The 18,280-nt window shown below is 59.7% G+C and carries 16 protein-coding genes; 7 read left to right on the forward strand and 9 right to left on the reverse strand.

The genetic code is table 11. The annotated features are described in order from the left end of the window. Nucleotides 1–12 precede the first annotated feature (12 nt). From pxpA to IAE27_RS10570, 4 genes are read right to left on the reverse strand one after another with little or no spacing between them, the layout of a single operon-like run. Complete coding sequence (gene pxpA, locus IAE27_RS10555) at nt 13–759, reverse strand: 5-oxoprolinase subunit PxpA (RefSeq protein ID WP_004100269.1); 747 nt, start codon at nt 757–759, stop codon at nt 13–15. After that, nucleotides 749–1,681, reverse strand: a complete 933-nt coding sequence (gene pxpC / locus IAE27_RS10560) for a 5-oxoprolinase subunit PxpC (RefSeq protein ID WP_200092398.1) — start codon at nt 1,679–1,681, stop codon at nt 749–751. The genes pxpA and pxpC overlap by 11 nt, the downstream gene beginning before the upstream one ends. Continuing rightward, nucleotides 1,675–2,331, reverse strand: coding sequence for a 5-oxoprolinase subunit PxpB (pxpB, locus tag IAE27_RS10565; RefSeq protein ID WP_004100266.1), 657 nt, complete (start codon nt 2,329–2,331; stop codon nt 1,675–1,677). Before pxpB ends, pxpC begins: the two co-directional genes overlap by 7 nt. Nucleotides 2,332–2,346: 15 nt before the next feature. After that, nucleotides 2,347–3,090 carry a type 2 GTP cyclohydrolase I gene (locus IAE27_RS10570; RefSeq protein ID WP_004100265.1) on the reverse strand — a complete coding sequence of 248 codons (744 nt, stop codon included), beginning with the start codon at nt 3,088–3,090 and terminating at the stop codon, nt 2,347–2,349. A 270-nt stretch (nt 3,091–3,360) separates the two neighbouring features. Between IAE27_RS10570 and dtpD the strand changes: the two genes are divergently transcribed. After that, entirely contained in the window at nt 3,361–4,842 is a 1,482-nt protein-coding gene (gene dtpD, locus IAE27_RS10575) for a dipeptide permease DtpD (RefSeq protein ID WP_154022715.1), read from the forward strand. On the opposite strand, the gene phrB is transcribed toward dtpD, so the two are convergent. Beyond that, nucleotides 4,811–6,253 carry a deoxyribodipyrimidine photo-lyase gene (gene phrB / locus IAE27_RS10580; protein WP_200092401.1) on the reverse strand — a complete coding sequence of 481 codons (1,443 nt, stop codon included), beginning with the start codon at nt 6,251–6,253 and terminating at the stop codon, nt 4,811–4,813. The two genes, dtpD and phrB, sit on opposite strands and share 32 nt — an antisense overlap. Before the next feature lie 254 nt (nt 6,254–6,507). Then, nucleotides 6,508–6,714 (reverse strand): DUF2517 family protein, encoded by a 207-nt coding sequence (locus tag IAE27_RS10585; protein WP_004100261.1) that lies wholly within the window; start codon nt 6,712–6,714, stop codon nt 6,508–6,510. Between the two features lie 310 nt (nt 6,715–7,024). Between IAE27_RS10585 and kdpF the strand changes: the two genes are divergently transcribed. Genes kdpF through kdpE form a run of 6 tightly spaced genes read left to right on the forward strand, consistent with a single transcriptional unit; the run spans nt 7,025 to nt 14,812 of the window. Continuing rightward, nucleotides 7,025–7,114, forward strand: coding sequence for a K(+)-transporting ATPase subunit F (kdpF, locus tag IAE27_RS10590; protein WP_016807944.1), 90 nt, complete (start codon nt 7,025–7,027; stop codon nt 7,112–7,114). Then, nucleotides 7,114–8,793: a potassium-transporting ATPase subunit KdpA gene (kdpA, locus tag IAE27_RS10595; protein ID WP_070555158.1), complete on the forward strand. Its 1,680-nt coding sequence runs from the start codon at nt 7,114–7,116 to the stop codon at nt 8,791–8,793. The genes kdpF and kdpA overlap by 1 nt, the downstream gene beginning before the upstream one ends. A 21-nt stretch (nt 8,794–8,814) precedes the next feature. After that, nucleotides 8,815–10,863 carry a potassium-transporting ATPase subunit KdpB gene (gene kdpB / locus IAE27_RS10600; protein WP_154022718.1) on the forward strand — a complete coding sequence of 683 codons (2,049 nt, stop codon included), beginning with the start codon at nt 8,815–8,817 and terminating at the stop codon, nt 10,861–10,863. Between the two features lie 10 nt (nt 10,864–10,873). Continuing rightward, a complete protein-coding gene (kdpC, locus tag IAE27_RS10605; RefSeq protein WP_016807942.1) occupies nt 10,874–11,449 on the forward strand; it encodes a potassium-transporting ATPase subunit KdpC in 576 nt (191 codons plus the stop codon). A gap of 1 nt (nt 11,450) precedes the next feature. Then, nucleotides 11,451–14,138 (forward strand): two-component system sensor histidine kinase KdpD, encoded by a 2,688-nt coding sequence (gene kdpD / locus IAE27_RS10610; protein ID WP_154022719.1) that lies wholly within the window; start codon nt 11,451–11,453, stop codon nt 14,136–14,138. Further along, the gene (gene kdpE, locus IAE27_RS10615) at nt 14,135–14,812 is read left to right on the forward strand and encodes a two-component system response regulator KdpE (RefSeq protein ID WP_004111427.1); all 678 of its coding nucleotides are present in this window, start codon (nt 14,135–14,137) and stop codon (nt 14,810–14,812) included. Before kdpD ends, kdpE begins: the two co-directional genes overlap by 4 nt. A 407-nt stretch (nt 14,813–15,219) precedes the next feature. Here the strand turns inward: kdpE and araD are convergent, their stop codons facing one another. From araD to IAE27_RS10630, 3 genes are read right to left on the reverse strand one after another with little or no spacing between them, the layout of a single operon-like run. Further along, nucleotides 15,220–15,915, reverse strand: coding sequence for an L-ribulose-5-phosphate 4-epimerase (gene araD, locus IAE27_RS10620; protein WP_004111424.1), 696 nt, complete (start codon nt 15,913–15,915; stop codon nt 15,220–15,222). Then, complete coding sequence (locus IAE27_RS10625; protein WP_108704067.1) at nt 15,905–16,804, reverse strand: L-ribulose-5-phosphate 3-epimerase; 900 nt, start codon at nt 16,802–16,804, stop codon at nt 15,905–15,907. Before IAE27_RS10625 ends, araD begins: the two co-directional genes overlap by 11 nt. After that, nucleotides 16,801–18,279, reverse strand: a complete 1,479-nt coding sequence (locus IAE27_RS10630; RefSeq protein ID WP_200092404.1) for an FGGY-family carbohydrate kinase — start codon at nt 18,277–18,279, stop codon at nt 16,801–16,803. Before IAE27_RS10630 ends, IAE27_RS10625 begins: the two co-directional genes overlap by 4 nt. Nucleotide 18,280: the final 1 nt, after the last annotated feature.

Below are 18,280 nucleotides of genomic sequence, written 5' to 3' on the forward strand. Positions count from 1 at the left end.
ATAATATTATTTTTATTCTTCTGCTTCCGCGCTCACCTGAATGTTACGTCCGGCGAACGCCGCGCGCAGGCGACGCGCAAAATCCAGCGCATGCTCGCCGTCGCCGTGCAGACAAACGGTTTCCGCCACCACGTGCGCCCATTCGCCGGTGATGCTGCGTACCCGGCTGTGCTGCACCATTTCCAGAGTTTGCGCCAGCGACTGCTCTTCACTCTCGATCAATGCCCCAGGCTGGGTGCGCGGCACCAGGCTACCGTCCGCCAGATAGCCGCGGTCGGCGAAGACCTCCTGGCGGGTGGTCAGTTGATAACGCTGCCCGGCGCGAATCAGCTCGCTGCCCGCCAGGCCCACCAGCACCAGACCGGCGTCAACGTCATATACCGCTTTGGCGATAGCGTCAGCAAGCTGCGGATCTTTTGCCGCCTGGTTATAGAGCATGCCGTGCGGTTTGACGTGCTGTAGTTCGCCGCCCTGCGCGCGCACCAGCGCCGCCAGCGCGCCCACCTGATACAGCGTTTGCGCATAAACCGTCTCCGGCGGCAGCTGCATCGCCGTGCGGCCAAAATTTTCCCGGTCAGGAAAGCTGGGGTGCGCGCCCACCGCGACGCCATATTTCAGCGCTTCGCGCACGCACTGCAGCATCATCACCGCATCGCCCGCATGGAAACCGCAGGCGATATTGGCGGAAGAGACCAGCTGCAGTAGCGCGCTATCGTTGGCGCAGCCTTCGCCAAGGTCGGCGTTTAAATCAATCTTCATCGTTCAGTCTCCATGCCAGTTGTTCAAAATAACGTTGCCGGTCGGCGCGCGCCTTCAGCGCCTCCTCCAGAGAGCAGGGAACAAAGTGGATCGGCTGCCCCAGCGGGATTTGCGCCAGCTGATACATATCGGCCTCGATAATCGTCGCGATGCGCGGGTAACCGCCGGTGGTCTGGGCATCGTTCATCAGTACGATAGGTTGACCGTTATGCGGAACCTGCACCACGCCAGGCAGCAGACCGTGCGAAAGCATCTCGCGATCGGTCGTCCGCTTCAGCGGTTGCCCCTGCAGACGATAGCCCATGCGGTTGCTCTGCGGGCTAAGCTGCCACGGCGAGCGCCAGAAGGTGTCCTGCGACACGCTGTCAAACTCCTGATACTCGGGGCCGGGCAGCGCGCGGATGCGGTTGCCGATGGGCAGTTGCTTCACCCCGCGCGGCCCGCGGAACTGCTTATCCGATTTCCCCAGCTTCAGTCGGTCTCCATCCTGCAAACGTCGACCTTCCAGACCGCCAATACCCACTTTCAGATCGGTACTGCGCGAGCCCAGCACCTTCGGCACCGCGATGCCGCCCGCCACTGCCAGATAGCTGCGCACGCCGTGCTGTGGATTCTTGAGCACCAGACGCTGCCCGGCCTTGACCGCCGTCCGCCAGCCCACCCACACCGGCTCGCCGTCAAGCTTCGCCTCGCAGGCAGCGCCGGTGAGTGCGAACCAGCCGCTGCGTTCAAATTGAATATCCACCTGGCCCAGCGTGATCTCCAGCGCCGCGGCATTGGCCCCGTTGCCCACCAGCAGATTCGCGGTAACCAGCGCCGGTTTATCCATCGCACCGCAGCGGCTGATGCCCAGTTGACGCATACCTTCACGCCCGCCGTCCTGCACCGAGGTATACATCCCGGCACGGATGATTTTTAACATACGCCCTCCTTTTGCGGGACGAAACGCACTCTGTCGCCGGAGCGCAGCAGCACCGGCTCCTTGCGCTTCGGATCAAATAGCGCCAGCGGCGTTCGGCCCAGCAGTTGCCAACCTCCCGGCGTCGCCAGCGGATAAATCCCGGTCTGCGCTCCGCCGATCCCCACCGAACCCGCCGGCACCAGCAGACGCGGTTCCGCCCGCCGCGGCATCGCCAGGCGCTCTGGCAGGCCGCCGAAGTACGGGAACCCCGGCTGGAAGCCGAGGAACCACACCACGTACTCCACCGATGAATGCAGCTCCACCACCTGCTTTTCGCTCAGTCCGCTGTGGCGAGCCACTTCCCCCAAATCCGGACCGCCTTCGCCGCCGTAAACGACCGGCACCAGAATCTCCCGCGATTCCGGTTCGAGCGTATCGCACTCCTCCCACCAGATTTGCAGGCGCTCGATCGCGTCCCACGCCGTCTGCTGGGGATTTCGCAGTATCACGGTAATGTTGTTCATACCCGGAACGGCTTCCACCACCTCGGTATGACCAACCAGCCGTTGGGCTAATCGCCAGATCCGCTTCTGACTCTCCAGCGTCACCGGAGGTTCAAGCTCCAGTACGACTGCCGTTTCACCTAATAGATAACAACGCGCTCGCTGCACTTTTACCTCCGTTCATCAAGCCGGGTTCGGGATATCAATAAAGGTGACATCCAGCTCGGTATTTTCCGTCAGCCATTCGCTTAACGCGCGAATTCCGCCACGCTCGGTGGCATGATGTCCGGCGGCGTAAAAATGCAGCCCCTGCTCGCGCGCCGAATGGATGGTTTGCTCTGAAACTTCGCCGGTAATAAATGCATCAACGCCAAAGCGGGCTGCGCTGTCGATAAAGCTCTGGCCGCCGCCGGTACACCAAGCCACGCGGGCCACTTTGTCCGGCCCGGTGTCGCCGCACCACAGCGGTTTGCGCCCCAGCCGCGCTTCAATCCACGACGCCAGTTCCAGGCCCGAGACCGCCATCGACAGTTCGCCCCACGGCACCAGCGGTTCAATTTCGCCCATCACGTTAATGCCGAGCAGCGACGCCAGCTGGGCGTTATTGCCCAGCTCCGGATGGGCATCAAGCGGCAGATGCCAGCCGTAAAGGTTGATGTCGTTAGCCAGCAGCGTTTTGAGGCGGTTACGCTTCATGCCGCGAATAATCGGCGACTCGCCTTTCCAGAAGTAGCCGTGGTGGACGATGACCGCATCCGCCTCAAGACGGACGGCCTCATCAAGCAGCGCCTGGCTGGCGGTTACGCCGGTGACGATTTTCCGAACCGTCTCGCGACCTTCCACCTGGAGCCCATTGGGTGCGTAATCACTGATGGCCGCGCTATTGAGTTTTTCATTAATCAGTTGTTCCAGTTCACTATTTTTCATTGCCGTTCCACCAGGTCATCGTTTTATGCAGAGGAATAACATAACGGTATCCGCCCAATCAGTCGATAGTCCTGCCGCGTCGCCGTCAATTTTGCCCATTCACAAAATCCCGCAATTTGTCTACTCACCTCCTCGCGCATTCGTGTATATTTATGCACTATTACAGCATATTAAATAACCAGAAAGCCTATAAGGCCATGAATATCACTAGCGAGTAGCTATTCATGCAGAAAGATCGACTTTCATTTTTATGGCAGGACAAAGCATTTCATGAACACACAATCTTCACAGCCGCGGGCGATTTATTACGTCGTCGCGCTGCAAATCTGGGAATACTTCAGTTTTTACGGCATGCGCGCGCTGCTCATTCTTTATCTCACCAATCAGCTCAAGTATGACGATAATCATGCCTATGCGCTGTTTAGCGCCTACTGTTCTTTAGTCTACGTCACGCCGATTCTCGGCGGCTTCCTGGCCGATAAGCTGCTGGGCAACCGTATGGCGGTGATGCTCGGCGCGCTGCTGATGGCCATCGGCCATCTGGTGCTCGGCGCCAGCGAAATCGCCCCCACCTTTCTCTATCTGTCGCTGGCGATTATTGTCTGCGGCTACGGGCTGTTTAAATCCAACGTCAGCTGTCTGCTCGGTGAACTGTATGAACCCACAGACCCGCGTCGCGATGGCGGTTTTTCGCTGATGTACGCGGCGGGCAACGTCGGGTCTATCGTCGCGCCAATCGCCTGCGGCTACGTACAGCAAGAGTACAGCTGGGCGATGGGCTTCGCGCTGGCGGCCGTTGGCATGATTGCCGGGCTGGTGATTTTCCTCAGCGGCAATCACCATTTCCGCCACACCCGGGGCGTGAATCGCGAAGCGCTGCGGGCGCGGAGTGTTGTCTTACCGAACTGGGGCTGGCTGCTGGTTCTGCTGATCGCCGCGCCGCTGCTGATCACCGTGCTGTTCTGGCAGGAGTGGTCGGTGTACGCGCTGATTGTCGCGACGGTGATTGGTCTGGCGGTACTGGCGCGGATCTACCTGCGGGCAGAGACCGCCAGGCAGCGTAAAGAGCTGCGCCTGATTATGGTGCTCACCTGCTTCAGCCTGCTGTTCTGGGCCTTTGCGCAGCAGGGCGGCAGCTCCATCAGCCTGTACATCGACCGTTTTGTTAACCGTCATTTTATGGGCTATGAGATTCCGACCGCGATGTTCCAGTCGGTCAATGCCTTTGCGGTGATGCTCTGCGGGGTGGTTCTGGCGTGGCTGGTGAAAGAAAACATCAACGGCAACCGTACCGTGCGCATCTGGGGTAAGTTCGCGCTGGGCCTTGGCCTGATGAGCGCCGGGTTCTGCATCCTGACCCTTAGCGCACGTTGGTCAGCCGCCTATGGGCACTCCTCAATGCCGCTGATGGTGCTGGGCCTGGCGGTGATGGGGTTTGCCGAACTGTTTATCGACCCGGTGGCGATGTCGCAGATTACCCGTATCGAGATCCCCGGCGTGACCGGCGTGCTGACCGGCATATATATGCTGCTCTCCGGCGCTATCGCCAACTATCTGGCTGGGGTCATTGCCGATCAAACCTCGCAGGGATCGTTCGACGCCGCCGGAGCCATCAACTATTCAATTAATGCCTACATTGAGGTGTTCAGCCAGATAACCTGGGGCTCGCTGGCCTGCGTCGGCCTGGTGCTGGCTATCTGGCTGTATCACTCCGTTAAGATCAGGGCTCGCCGCCTGGCGGTGGAGTCTTAACTTCTCTGGCGGCTTCCCAGGCCGCCAGCGTCTCCAGCCGCGCCTGTTTGTGATCGACAATCGGGCGCGGATAATCCAGCGTTACGCCCTGTTTCTCCGCCCACAGCCACGGTTGATGCAGCGCTTTCTCAGGCACCCCGACCAGCTCCGGTAGCCATTGACGAATAAACTGCCCCGCTTTGTCGAAGCGCTCTCCCTGGGTCGTAGGGTTAAAAATACGAAAATAGGGCGCGGCATCGGTGCCGGTCGAAGCCGCCCACTGCCAGCCGCCGTTATTCGCCGCCAAATCGCCATCTATAAGCTGTTCGATAAAATAGCGCTCCCCCAGCCGCCAGTCGATGCGCAGATCTTTCGCCAGAAAACTGGCGACAATCATCCGCAGGCGGTTATGCATCCAGCCGGTCGCATTAAGCTGACGCATCGCGGCGTCGACAATCGGGAAGCCGGTTTGCCCACGCTGCCAGGCCTGAAGCGCGGATTTATCGTCCAGCCAGGCAACCTTATCGGTCCAGCCAATAAAAGGCCGACCTTTACACAAGTCCGGGTAGTAAACCATCAGGTGGCGATAAAACTCGCGCCAGATAAGCTCGTTGAGCCATACCGCTCCGGCTTCGCCATCCAGCGCCCGCGGCAACTCCACCAGCAAGCGGTGCAGACACTGGCGCGGCGAGAGCGCGCCCACCGCCAGGCACGGCGACAGCCGGCTGGTCCCTTCGATGGCCGGAAAATCGCGCTGCTGTTCATATTCGGCGGCCTTTTGCTGGCAGAAGCCGCGAAGCCGGGCGATAGCGCTTTTTTCATCCGCGGCGAACAGTTCGCTATCAAATGACGTCTGTGGAAAATCTATTCTTACTGCAGACGAGGCTGTGATGGGCCCACCCGCACGGACTTTCGGCGCGGCGACGCACTCCGGCAGCGCCTCCTGTAAACGCCGAATAAAAGCATTTTTAAACGGCGTAAATACCTTATACATTTCGCGGCTGCCGGTCAGCACGCTGCCGGGCGGCAGCAGCACGCTGTCATCAAACCCCTGACAGGTCACCTCTGCTAAGGTTCTCTCCACCGCCGCATCGCGCTGGCGCTCATTGATTTCATACTGGTAGTTGTAAAACAGATGCGTCACCTGCTGCTGCCGGCAAATGCTGACGAGTAGCTCTACGCTGGCGGTGAAATCTTCAGCATGTTCAATCTGCAGCGGGATCCCCTTTTCGGCCAGCGCCGCTTGCAGGCTGTGCAGATGACTGACCATAAACGCCGCCTGGCGCGGCGCCATACCGTGCTGACGCCATTGCCCTGGCGTGGCGATGAATAATCCCAGCACCCTGGCATGCGGATCGCGGCAGGCGGCGGCGAGCGCCAGGTTATCGTGGATGCGCAAATCCGCGCGAAACCAGACCAGATGGGTGGCCATAACATTCCTTTCATCATGAAAATTGATAAGTTCGACGTATATTTAATCCTCCCGCAGGTTAACCTTCGGGGAGTGAATAAGTGTAAGCCACTCATGGCAAAAAAAAACCGCCGGATAAACCGGCGGCATGATGATAAAGCAATCTGTTGGCACGCTGTGTCGCGAGTCTGGCGGAGGAGACAGGGTAAATAAACCGCAATCTCAATACATTAGCCTGTTTCCACGGCGCGCACGCGCTGAGCCATAAGCCGTTATTAATAAAAATCTGCGGAGGCTTTTTCGGCCTGCGCCATCCATACCGGCTGTTCGCTGGTCTTTGCCCACACGCGGTGCAGCCAGCTGTAAAAACGGGCGCGATCTTTCCAGAACAGCATCACCGGCAGCGCCAGTACGCCAGCCGCCACGGCGAAAGCGCGACGCGCAAAGATGATATGAGCAGGATAAGTTTTGTACAACGCCATAATTTCTCTCCCCTTTGTCAGGCCGGCAAGTAAAGCCGGTAAAGTTAATCTGTTTCTCTGCTTAAAATAGTACCGCTTTGGCTGTAATTTTACTACTCATCCGACCACTAAAAAACGCCTATTCAGGATTTATTTACATTCATCCGGTAATTAAGTTACATAAAGGTTAAATTAATACTAATCATTAGTTAAATTGTGGTTTTGGCCATTTTTATATTTTTTTTACACCCCCGTGGCTGATTTTTGCGAAATCTTTGCGCCCGACTTCCTATTCTCCTCGTAAATCAAAAAAGACATCCGGAGGTGGATTGTGACTACAGGCGTAATCGCTGGCGTAGCGCTGGTGTTCCTGTTGCTGGTTTATCTGGTTTATGCCCTGATACATGCGGAGGCATTCTGATGGCCGCTCAAGGTTTTTTACTCATCGCGACTTTTATTCTGCTGCTAATGATCCTCGCTCGTCCGCTGGGTACGGCGCTGGCGACGATGATCAATGATATGCCGCTACCGGGTCTGGCCCGGATTGAACGCGGCTTATGGCAGGTAGCGGGGATTCGTTCGCAGGAGATGAACTGGCTCCAGTATTTAGTGGCGATTCTGCTGTTTAACGCGCTGGGTCTGGCGGCGCTGTTCGCTCTGCTGATGTTTCAGGGCTCTCTGCCGCTCAACCCGCAGCATCTGCCCGGTCTGTCATGGGATCTGGCGCTGAATACGGCGGTGAGCTTTGTCAGCAACACCAACTGGCAGGCCTATGCCGGTGAAGCCACCATGAGTAGCCTTAGCCAGATGGCCGGGCTGGCGGTGCAAAACTTCCTCTCCGCCGCTACCGGCATCGCGGTGATCTTTGCCCTCACCCGCGCATACGCCCGGCAGAAAGTCACCACTCTGGGCAACGCCTGGGTCGATCTGACCCGCATTACTCTCTGGGTGCTGCTGCCGATTTCGCTGCTGATTGCGCTGTTCTTTATCCAGCAGGGCGTGCCGCAAAGTTTATCGCCGAATCAGGAATTTACCTCGCTTGAAGGGGTACGCCAGATGCTGCCGTTGGGGCCGGTGGCTTCGCAGGAAGCGATAAAAATGCTGGGTACCAACGGCGGCGGCTTCTTTAACGCCAACTCGGCGCATCCCTTTGAAAACCCCACCGCGCTGACCAACCTGGTGCAGATGCTGGCGATCTTTCTCATTCCGGCGGCGCTGTGCTTCGCTTTCGGTGAGGCGGTGGGCGATCGCCGTCAGGGTCGGGCGATTCTGTGGGCGATGACGCTCATCTTCATCGTCTGCGTGGCGGTAGTGATGTGGGCAGAAACCCGCGGCAACCTTCACTTGCTGAGCCTTGGCGCCGACAGCAGTAGCAACATGGAAGGCAAAGAGAGCCGGTTCGGTATTCTCGCCAGCAGCCTGTTTGCCGTGGTCACCACCGCCGCGTCCTGCGGGGCAGTCAACGCCATGCACGACTCCTTTACCGCGCTGGGCGGGATGGTCCCTATGTGGCTGATGCAGATAGGCGAAGTGGTCTTCGGCGGCGTCGGCTCGGGTCTGTACGGCATGCTGCTGTTCGTGATGCTGGCCGTGTTTATCGCCGGGCTGATGATTGGCCGCACCCCGGAATACCTCGGGAAAAAAATCGACGTCCGCGAAATGAAAATGATCGCGCTGGCGATCCTCGTTACCCCGACGCTGGTGCTCCTCGGCACGGCGCTGGCGATGCTGACCGAGGCCGGTCGCGCGGGCATGTTTAACCCCGGGCCGCATGGCTTCAGCGAAGTACTGTATGCCGTCACCTCAGCGGCGAACAACAACGGCAGCGCCTTTGGCGGCCTCAGCGCGGCAACACCGTTCTGGAACCTGCTGCTGGCATTCTGCATGCTGGTCGGCCGCTTCGCGGTGATTATCCCGGTGATGGCGATTGCCGGTTCGCTGGTGACGAAGAAGATTCAACCCGCCGGCAGCGGCACGCTCGCCACCCATGACGCGCTGTTTATCGGCCTGCTGATCGGCACCGTGCTGTTGGTCGGCGCCCTGACCTTTATTCCCGCGCTGGCGCTCGGCCCGCTGGCAGAACACTTTTCCTTACTTTAAGCGATTGCGGAGCAACCTGTTATGAGTCGCAAATCATTAGCCCTGCTGGAGCCGACGCTGGTGCGTCAGGCCCTGCTGGACGCCGTGAAAAAACTGAGCCCTGCCGTACAGTGGCGTAACCCGGTGATGTTTATCGTCTGGATCGGCAGCCTGCTCACCACCCTGCTGGCCATTGCCATGGCGAGCGGGCAAATCGCCGGCAGCGCCGGATTTACCGCCGCTATTAGTCTCTGGCTGTGGTTCACCGTCCTGTTCGCCAACTTCGCCGAAGCGATGGCGGAAGGCCGCAGTAAAGCGCAGGCCAACAGCCTCAAAGGTGTCAAAAAGACCGCCTTTGCCCGTAAGCTGCGCGCGCCGCAGCACGATGCGCAAATTGACCACGTCCCCGCCGAAGAGCTGCGTAAAGGTGACGTGGTGCTGGTGGAAGCGGGAGATATTATCCCCTGCGATGGCGAAGTTATCGAAGGCGGCGCATCGGTAGATGAGAGCGCCATTACCGGTGAGTCCGCGCCGGTTATCCGCGAATCCGGCGGCGACTTCGCCTCGGTGACCGGCGGGACGCGTATTCTCTCCGACTGGCTGGTGATCCGCTGTAGCGTCAACCCGGGCGAAACCTTCCTTGACCGGATGATCGCCATGGTTGAAGGTGCTCAGCGCCGCAAGACGCCGAACGAAATTGCGCTAACCATCCTGCTTATTGCCCTGACGCTGGTATTCCTGCTGGCCACCGCCACTATCTGGCCCTTCTCCGCCTGGAGCGGTAATGCTGTCAGCGTAACGGTACTGGTGGCGCTGCTGGTATGCCTGATCCCCACCACTATTGGGGGCCTGCTGTCGGCCATCGGCGTTGCCGGGATGAGCCGCATGCTCGGCGCGAACGTCATCGCCACCAGCGGCCGCGCGGTTGAGGCGGCGGGCGACGTCGACGTCCTGCTGCTGGACAAAACCGGCACCATTACCCTCGGCAACCGCCAGGCTTCGGCATTCCTGCCTGCGCAGGGCGTGGAAGAGAAAACCCTTGCCGATGCCGGCCAGCTGTCGTCGCTGGCCGATGAAACGCCGGAAGGCCGCAGCATCGTCGTCCTGGCCAAACAGCGCTTTAACCTGCGCGAGCGCGATCTCCAGTCGCTGCATGCCACCTTTGTGCCGTTTACCGCCCAGACCCGGATGAGCGGCATCAACATCGACCAGCGGATGATCCGCAAAGGTTCCGTAGATGCCATCCGCCGCCACGTTGAGGCCAACGGCGGCCACTTTCCGGCCGATGTCGATAAGCAGGTTGAAGAAGTGGCGCGTCTTGGCGCGACGCCGCTGGTGGTCGCCGAAGGCGAGCGGGTGCTGGGGATTATCTCGCTGAAAGATATCGTGAAAGGCGGCATCAAAGAGCGTTTTGCCCAACTGCGTAAAATGGGGATTAAAACGGTGATGATCACCGGCGATAACCGACTGACCGCCGCCGCTATCGCCGCGGAAGCCGGAGTGGACGACTTTCTCGCCGAAGCGACGCCGGAGGCCAAGCTGGCGTTGATCCGCCAGTATCAAGCGGAAGGTCGGCTGGTGGCGATGACCGGCGACGGTACCAACGACGCCCCGGCGCTGGCGCAGGCCGACGTGGCGGTCGCGATGAACTCCGGTACCCAGGCGGCGAAAGAGGCGGGCAATATGGTGGATCTCGACTCTAATCCCACCAAACTGATCGAGGTCGTACATATCGGTAAACAGATGCTGATGACCCGCGGATCCCTGACCACCTTCAGCATCGCCAACGACGTGGCGAAGTATTTCGCCATCATTCCGGCCGCCTTTGCCGCCGTCTATCCGCCGCTGGCGATGCTCAACGTGATGCATCTGCACTCGCCCTCTTCGGCGATCCTGAGCGCGGTGATTTTTAATGCGCTGATTATCATCTTCCTGATCCCGCTGGCGCTGAAGGGCGTGAGCTATAAGCCGCTGACGGCCTCGGCGATGCTGCGCCGCAACCTGTGGGTCTACGGCCTGGGCGGACTGCTGGTGCCCTTTATCGGTATCAAAGCTATCGACCTGTTATTGACCCTGACCGGGCTGCTGTGAGGAAAAAACCATGTCATTCATTCGTCCTGCCCTTGTACTGTTTATTCTGTTAACGCTGCTCACCGGCGGCGTCTACCCGCTGTTGACCACCGCGCTGGGACAGTGGTGGTTCCCGCAGCAGGCCAACGGCTCGCTGGTGCGGATTGACGGCGAAGTGCGCGGTTCCCGTCTCATCGGGCAGAACTTTACGGCGCCGGGCTATTTCCAGGGCCGCCCTTCCGCTACGGCGGAGATGCCGGATAACCCGCTGGCCTCCGGCGGCAGCAACCTCGCCGCCAGCAATCCGGCGCTGGACAACGCCATCAGCGAACGGGTGCAGGCCCTGCGCGCCGCCAATCCGGACGCCAGCGCCACGGTTCCGGTGGAGCTGGTCACCGCCTCGGCTAGCGGGCTGGATTACAGCCTGACGCCTGCCGCCGCCCTGTGGCAGGCGCCGCGCGTCGCCAAAGCGCGACAGCTCAGCGTGGAGCAGGTCACGCAGTTGGTGAACGAGGCAACGCAAAAACCGTTGCTCAGTTTTCTCGGCCAACCTGTGGTAAATATATTGCAGCTGAATATGTCGCTGGATGCCCTGAAGGATAAGTAAGATGAGTGATGAGCCGCTGCGTCCGGACCCTGATCGCCTGCTGCAACACACCGCCGCCCCGCATCGCGGTAAGCTAAAGATATTTTTCGGCGCCTGCGCCGGGGTCGGTAAAACCTGGGCGATGCTGGCGGAAGCGCAGCGGCTGCGCGCCCAGGGGCTGGATATCCTGATTGGCGTGGCGGAAACCCACGGGCGTAAAGAGACGGCGGCGATGCTTGAGGGGCTGAGTACCCTGCCCCAGCGCCGCCTTTCCCACCGCGGGCGCTACGTGAAGGAGTTTGACCTTGACGGCGCCCTGGCCCGCCGCCCGGCGCTGATCCTGGTCGATGAGCTGGCGCACAGCAACGCGCCCGGATCGCGTCATCCTAAACGCTGGCAGGACGTCGAAGAGCTGCTGGAAGCCGGCATCGACGTGTTTACCACCGTTAACGTTCAGCACCTCGAGAGCCTGAACGATGTCGTCAGCGGCATCACCGGCGTGCAGGTTCGCGAAACCGTCCCCGATCCGTTTTTCGACGCCGCCGACGAGGTGGTGCTGGTTGACCTGCCTCCGGACGATCTGCGTCAGCGGCTCAATGAAGGTAAAGTCTATATCGGCGGTCAGGCTGAGCGGGCCATTGAAAACTTCTTTCGCAAGGGCAATCTCATCGCCCTGCGCGAGCTGGCGCTACGCCGTACTGCCGATCGAGTCGATGAGCAGATGCGCGCCTGGCGCGATCGCCAGGGCCAGGAAAAAGTCTGGCATACCCGCGACGCTATTTTGCTCTGCATCGGCCATAACACCGGCAGCGAAAAGCTGGTGCGCGCCGCCGCCCGGCTGGCCGCCAGATTGGGCAGCGTCTGGCATGCGGTGTATGTTGAAACCCCGTCGCTGCACCGCCTGTCGGAGGCGAAGCGGCGGGCGATTCTCGCCGCGCTCAGGCTGGCGCAGGAGCTGGGAGCGGAAACCGCCACCCTCTCCGATCCATCCGAAGAGAAGGCCGTTCTGCACTACGCCCGCGAACATAATCTCGGCAAGATAGTGATTGGCCGCCAGCAGAAAAGGCGCTGGTGGGATCGCGGCGGCTTCGCCGATCGGCTGGCCCGTCACGCTCCGGATCTCGATCTGGTGGTGATCGCACTGGATGAAAAAGCCGCCTCCCTGCCGGCTCGCGGCAGCGATAGCCGGACGGCGATGGATAAATGGCGTCTACAGCTCCAGGGCTGCGTCGTCGCCATCGCGCTGTGCGCGGTGATTACCGTTGTCGCCATGCAGTGGCTGATGGCCTTTGAGGCCGCCAACCTGGTGATGCTGTATCTGCTTGGCGTGGTGATTATCGCTCTCGTATATGGCCGTTGGCCGTCGGTACTGGCGACGGTGATTAACGTGGTCAGCTTCGATCTGTTTTTCGTTGCGCCGCGCGGTACGCTGGCGGTTTCAGATGTACAGTATTTACTCACCTTTGGCGTGATGCTGACCGTCGGGCTGCTTATCGGCAACCTCACCGCCGGCGTTCGCTACCAGGCGCGGGTGGCGCGCTATCGCGAGCGGCGCACCCGGCATCTGTACGAAATGTCCAAAGCGCTGGCGGTGGGCCGCAGCCGTGAAGATATCGCCGCCACCAGCGAACGGTTTATCGCCTCGACGTTTCAGGCGCGCAGTCAGCTACTGCTGCCCGATGAGATGAACCGGCTCTCTCCATTGACTCAACCCACCGCGGCCATCACCTGGGACGACGCGATCGCCCGCTGGAGCTTCGATAAGGGGCTGCCCGCCGGGGCGGGTACCGATACGTTACCCGGCGTCCCCTACCAAATCCTGCCGCTGAAAAGCGCCGCCCGCACCTGGGGGCTGGTGGTGGTGGAGCCGGCTAACCTGCGCCAGCTGATGATCCCCGAACAACAGCGCCTGCTGGAAACCTTTACCCTGCTGGTCGCCAGCGCGCTGGAGAGACTGACGCTCACCGCCAGCGAAGAGCAGGCGCGGCTGAACAGCGAGCGGGAAAGCCTGCGCAACTCGCTGCTGGCGGCGCTGTCCCATGATTTACGCACCCCGCTGACGGTGCTGTTCGGCCAGGCGGAGATCCTGACCCTCGATCTTGCCAGCGAAGGGTCGAAGCACGCGCCGCAGGCCAATGAGATACGCCAGCACGTACTGAACACCACCCGGTTGGTGAATAATCTGCTGGATATGGCGCGGATCCAGTCCGGCGGCTTTAATTTGCATAAAGAGTGGTTGACCCTCGAAGAGGTGGTCGGCAGCGCTTTGCGTATGCTGGAGCCGGGGCTCGGTGGGCGGCATATTCAGCTCGATCTGCCGGACCCGCTGCTGCTGGTACACGTCGATGGCCCGCTATTTGAACGGGTGCTGATTAATCTGCTGGAAAACGCGGTGAAGTACACCGGGCCGCAGGCGCAAATCGGCATCGCGGCGCATGTCGACCCGCACCATTTATTGCTTGAGGTGTGGGATAACGGGCCGGGTATTCCTCCAGGGCAGGAACAGGCTATCTTTGATAAATTCGCCCGCGGCAATAAAGAGTCGGCGATCCCCGGCGTAGGCCTGGGACTGGCGATTTGTCAGGCCATCGTTGAGGTGCACGGCGGAACGATTAGCGCCGAGACGCGCCCGCAAGGCGGCGCCTGTTTCCGTGTTACACTGCCGCGAGAAGCGCCCCCTGAACTGGAAGAGTTAGCCGAGGAAATGTGATTAACGTTCTGATTATCGAAGACGAAAATGCTATCCGCCGCTTTCTGCGTACCGCGCTGGAAGCCGACGGCATGCGCGTGTTTGAAGCGGAAACGCTGCAGCGCGGGCTGATCGAAGCCGCGACCCGCAAGCCGGATTTAGCTATTCTCGATCTGGGTCTGCCCGATGGCGACGGCAACGCGTTTATTCGCGAGGTTCGCCAGTGGAGCCAGATGCCGATTATCGTGCTGTCGGCGCGCACCGAGGAGCAGGACAAAATCGCCGCCCTTGACGCAGGAGCCGATGACTATCTCAGTAAACCCTTTGGCATTGGCGAGCTGCAGGCGCGACTGAGGGTGGCGATGCGTCGCCATGCCGGCGCCCAGGCCGACGAGCCGCGAGTGCGTTTTGCCGATATTGACGTTGATATCCCTGCCCGCCGCATCGTGCGCGGCGATGAAGAGATCCACCTGACGCCGATTGAATTTCGCCTGCTGGTGGTCCTGCTCAACAATCCTGGCAAAGTGCTGACCCAGCGACAGCTGCTCAAACAGGTCTGGGGGCCAAATGCGGTGGAGCACAGCCACTACCTGCGGATTTATATGGGGCACCTGCGGCAAAAGCTGGAGGCCGACCCGGCCCGTCCGCAGCACTTGCTGACCGAAACGGGGATCGGCTATCGGTTTATGCCCTAGCCGTTGTCCCCGGCTCGCGCTTCGCTTAGCCGGGCTACAGTTCCGCCGTCGACTGCGGGCTGGTAGCCCGGATAAGGCGTTTACGTCGCAATCCGGGGAATGCAGGCGGAGTCGCCCGGACAGGCGCGTCAAGCGCCGCCTCCGGGAAATGTGCCGGACCTGTAACATCTGTGCTGTTTCATCCCGGTGGCGCTGCTGTATGACCGGGCTACGGGTTCACCGTCGACTGCGGGCCGGTAGCCCGGACAGGCGCCTCAAGCGCCGCCTCCGGGAAATGTGCCGGGCCTGTAACATCTTCGCTGTTTCATCCCGGTGGCGCTGCGTTGACCGGGCTACGGGTTCACTACCGACTGCGGGCCGGTAGCCCGGATAAGGCGTTTACGCCGCCATCCGGGGAATGCAGACAATTACTGCCCGTAGTAGGCCCCCGCGCCGTGTTTACGCAAATAGTGTTTATCCAGCAGGGTCGCAGAGACCGGCTGTTCGTCAGCGCTTAACTGGCGGGTCCACATATTCATATAGGCAATCTCTTCCAGCACCACCGCATTATGCACCGCGTTCGCCGGATCTTTTCCCCATGCAAATGGGCCGTGGCCGTGAACCAGCGCGGCGGGCACGCTGAGCGGATCGGTATGCTGCGCGCCCAGCGTTTCGATAATCACGTGACCGGTATTGGTTTCATAATCACCGCGGATTTCATCATCGCTAAGGGGACGGGTACAGGGGATCGGCCCATAAAAATAGTCGGCGTGGGTGGTGCCCATCGCCAGCAGCGACCTCCCCGACTGCGCCCAAATCGTCGCATGGCGCGAATGGGTATGCACAATTCCGCCCACGCCGCTGAATGCCTTATACAGCTCGAGATGGGTCGGCGTATCCGACGAGGGCTTATAGCGCCCCTCCACCACGCTGCCGGTCGCCAGCTCCACCACCACCATATCGTCAGCGGTCATCACGGCGTATTCCACGCCGGAGGGTTTGATCACCACCAGCCCGGCGTCGCGATCGATGCCGCTGACGTTGCCCCAGGTAAAGGTCACGAGATTAAATTTCGGCAGCGCCAGATTGGCATCAAGAACCGCCTGCTTGAGGTTATCCAACATACTTCACTCCTGAATTCACAATGCCTTCATAGTGCGGTGGACGAAATGTCTGCTGGTATTTATCCGTTAGCCACGCTTTAGCGTCGGCGATTCTCTCGCTGTCCAGCCCGTCGTTTTTGGCCCACATCTCAATCAACCAGGCGCCGCGATAGTTCAGCGCCGAGAGCGTACGAAATATCTCCGTGAAATCGACGCAGCCGGTACCGAATGGCACATCGCGAAACTGCCCCAGCGAAGCGTGGGACACCGGCTGGGTATCCTTCAAATGAATGGCGGTGATTTTATGAATTCCCTTACTCAACTCTTCGGGAACATCGTTTTGCCATGCGCTTAAGTTGCCGACGTCCGGATAGACGCAAAACCACGGACTACAGACCTTCCTTTCGAGATCCAGCCAGCGGGAGATATTGCTCATAAAGGCGGTATCCATAATCTCCATCGACAGCATCACCTGCGCTTTCGCCGCTTCGGCCACCGCCCAGTTGATGCCCTCAATAAAGTATTCCCGGGTCTGCGCCGAAGAGGATTCGTAATAGACGTCATAGCCTGCCAGCTGGATGTTGCGAATACCGACGTGGCTGGCAAAATCCAGCGCATCAAGCATCAGTTCCCGCGCCTTGAGCCGGGTCTCGAGATTGACGCTACCAAAGGGATGGCTACGGTGCGCGGAGAGGCACATGCTCGGCACATCGATACCGCTGTTAATTTTGTCGGCCACAAATGCCAGCCGCTGTCCACGGTTCCAGCGCAGCCTGGCCTGGCGTTCAGGACTCTCATCAACGGAGATTTCGATAAAATCAAACTCCAGGCCAGCCGCCATTTCGAAGCGTTTCGGCCAGTCCAGCGCGGTGGGAAGCGCTTTTTCGTAGATACCAAGTCTCGGTTTCATTGCGCCGCCCCCGTTGCCCTGGAGAGGCTTTGCGCGACCTCTACGTAACGGGCATAACCTTCGCGCAGCTGCTGATGCCGCTTGCCGTCCGGTTGATAACTGACCACCTCGGGCTGCGTGGCCGCTATCGCTTCGCTGAAGTTGGCGTAGGCTCCGCTGCCGGCGGCTGCGCACAGCGCGGCGGCTCGACATCCCGCCTGTTCGATGTCCACGACTTCCAGAGGAAGATTGGCCGCGTCGACGTACATCTGGGTCCAGCCTCTCGACTGGCTCGGCCCGCCGGTAAAGCGAATTTTTTCAATACCCCGATTGAGTTCAATAATGCGGTCCTGATGTATCAGGTGAGAAAAAACGATCCCGCGGTAGATGGCCGCAATAATATCCTTTTTCGTATGATGTCCCGCCAGACCTACCAGCGCACCCGGCAGATCCATCGCCAGATTGGAACCGAACAGATAAGGTAAAAAAATCAGGTTACTGTCGGTCTCTTGCGCAATCCAGCTTTCGAAATGGTCGTAGCAGCGGTCATCGTCAGGGAAAAACTGTTTCACAAACCAGGAGAGATTGCTCGCCGAAGTAGGGCTGCCCTCATGAACAAAATATTTGCCCGGAATGCAGTATTTTCCCCAAATGTAGGGATAGTCGTTGGCAATAATGCTGTCCGTCACCGAGGTGGCGATACTCCATGTACCGGCCACTGCGCTCAGGGTATCCGCCCGGTCAATGCCCGATGAGACGGCGGAGGCCACCACGTCGAAAAAGCCGCCGAATACCGGCGTTCCCGGACATAATCCGCAGTCCAGCGAGGCCTGCAGGGTAATGTGGCCCACGCAGTCCGTCGAGTTGACCACCGGCGCGGTCTTATCCGCCACTTCCTCAATGCCGAACAGCGCCATCATGTCGCGGTCGTAGCGGGAGGAAAGCTGGTTATAAAAATTGCTGCCGGAGATATTGGTAATTTCCGCCGTCGCCTCGCCGGTCAGACGAAAGCGAATGTAGTCGTGCACCATTAAAACGGCGTCGATTCTGTCGTAGTTGGCGGGCTCATGTGCTTTTAACCACGCCAGCAGCGATACCGGGTGCCCGGTCCACAGCTGCTGCAGCCCTTTGGGATAGGCCAGTTTATCGACCCCTTCGCGGTACCATTTTTTGACGAACGCCAGCGCCCGGGTATCGGATGAGATAATTCCGTTGCGCACCGGCTCGCCTTTTTTATCAATCGCGTACAGCCCTTTGCCGTGCGAGGAAAAGCCGATCCCGCCAATACTTAACGCTGGCACCTGGCTTTCAAACAGCGCTTTTTTTATTACGCTGCAAACGGTATCCCATAGCTCATGCATGTTCCGCTCGGTAAAACCCGGCTGTTCGGATAATACCTGAGCATATTGCGAAGCCACGTGGATCTCCTGCCCGCACTCAGTATATATCCCGGCTTTGGTGACCGTACCACCGATATCCACTCCGATAAAATTCATA

The organism is Klebsiella sp. S69 (assembly GCF_016516145.1).
GTDB classification, from domain to species: Bacteria; Pseudomonadota; Gammaproteobacteria; order Enterobacterales; family Enterobacteriaceae; genus Klebsiella; species Klebsiella oxytoca.

Bases quoted from the DNA above. Each gene is read 5' to 3' on its own strand.
- pxpA (WP_004100269.1), bottom strand. From the start codon at position 759: ATGAAGATTGATTTAAACGCCGACCTTGGCGAAGGCTGCGCCAACGAT.
- pxpC (WP_200092398.1), bottom strand. From the start codon at position 1,681: ATGTTAAAAATCATCCGTGCCGGGATGTATACCTCGGTGCAGGACGGC.
- IAE27_RS10570 (WP_004100265.1), bottom strand. From the start codon at position 3,090: ATGAAAAATAGTGAACTGGAACAACTGATTAATGAAAAACTCAATAGC.
- dtpD (WP_154022715.1), top strand. From the start codon at position 3,361: ATGAACACACAATCTTCACAGCCGCGGGCGATTTATTACGTCGTCGCG.
- phrB (WP_200092401.1), bottom strand. From the start codon at position 6,253: ATGGCCACCCATCTGGTCTGGTTTCGCGCGGATTTGCGCATCCACGAT.
- IAE27_RS10585 (WP_004100261.1), bottom strand. From the start codon at position 6,714: ATGGCGTTGTACAAAACTTATCCTGCTCATATCATCTTTGCGCGTCGC.
- kdpA (WP_070555158.1), top strand. From the start codon at position 7,114: ATGGCCGCTCAAGGTTTTTTACTCATCGCGACTTTTATTCTGCTGCTA.
- kdpB (WP_154022718.1), top strand. From the start codon at position 8,815: ATGAGTCGCAAATCATTAGCCCTGCTGGAGCCGACGCTGGTGCGTCAG.
- kdpC (WP_016807942.1), top strand. From the start codon at position 10,874: ATGTCATTCATTCGTCCTGCCCTTGTACTGTTTATTCTGTTAACGCTG.
- kdpD (WP_154022719.1), top strand. From the start codon at position 11,451: ATGAGTGATGAGCCGCTGCGTCCGGACCCTGATCGCCTGCTGCAACAC.
- araD (WP_004111424.1), bottom strand. From the start codon at position 15,915: ATGTTGGATAACCTCAAGCAGGCGGTTCTTGATGCCAATCTGGCGCTG.
- IAE27_RS10625 (WP_108704067.1), bottom strand. From the start codon at position 16,804: ATGAAACCGAGACTTGGTATCTACGAAAAAGCGCTTCCCACCGCGCTG.
- IAE27_RS10630 (WP_200092404.1), bottom strand. From the start codon at position 18,279: ATGAATTTTATCGGAGTGGATATCGGTGGTACGGTCACCAAAGCCGGG.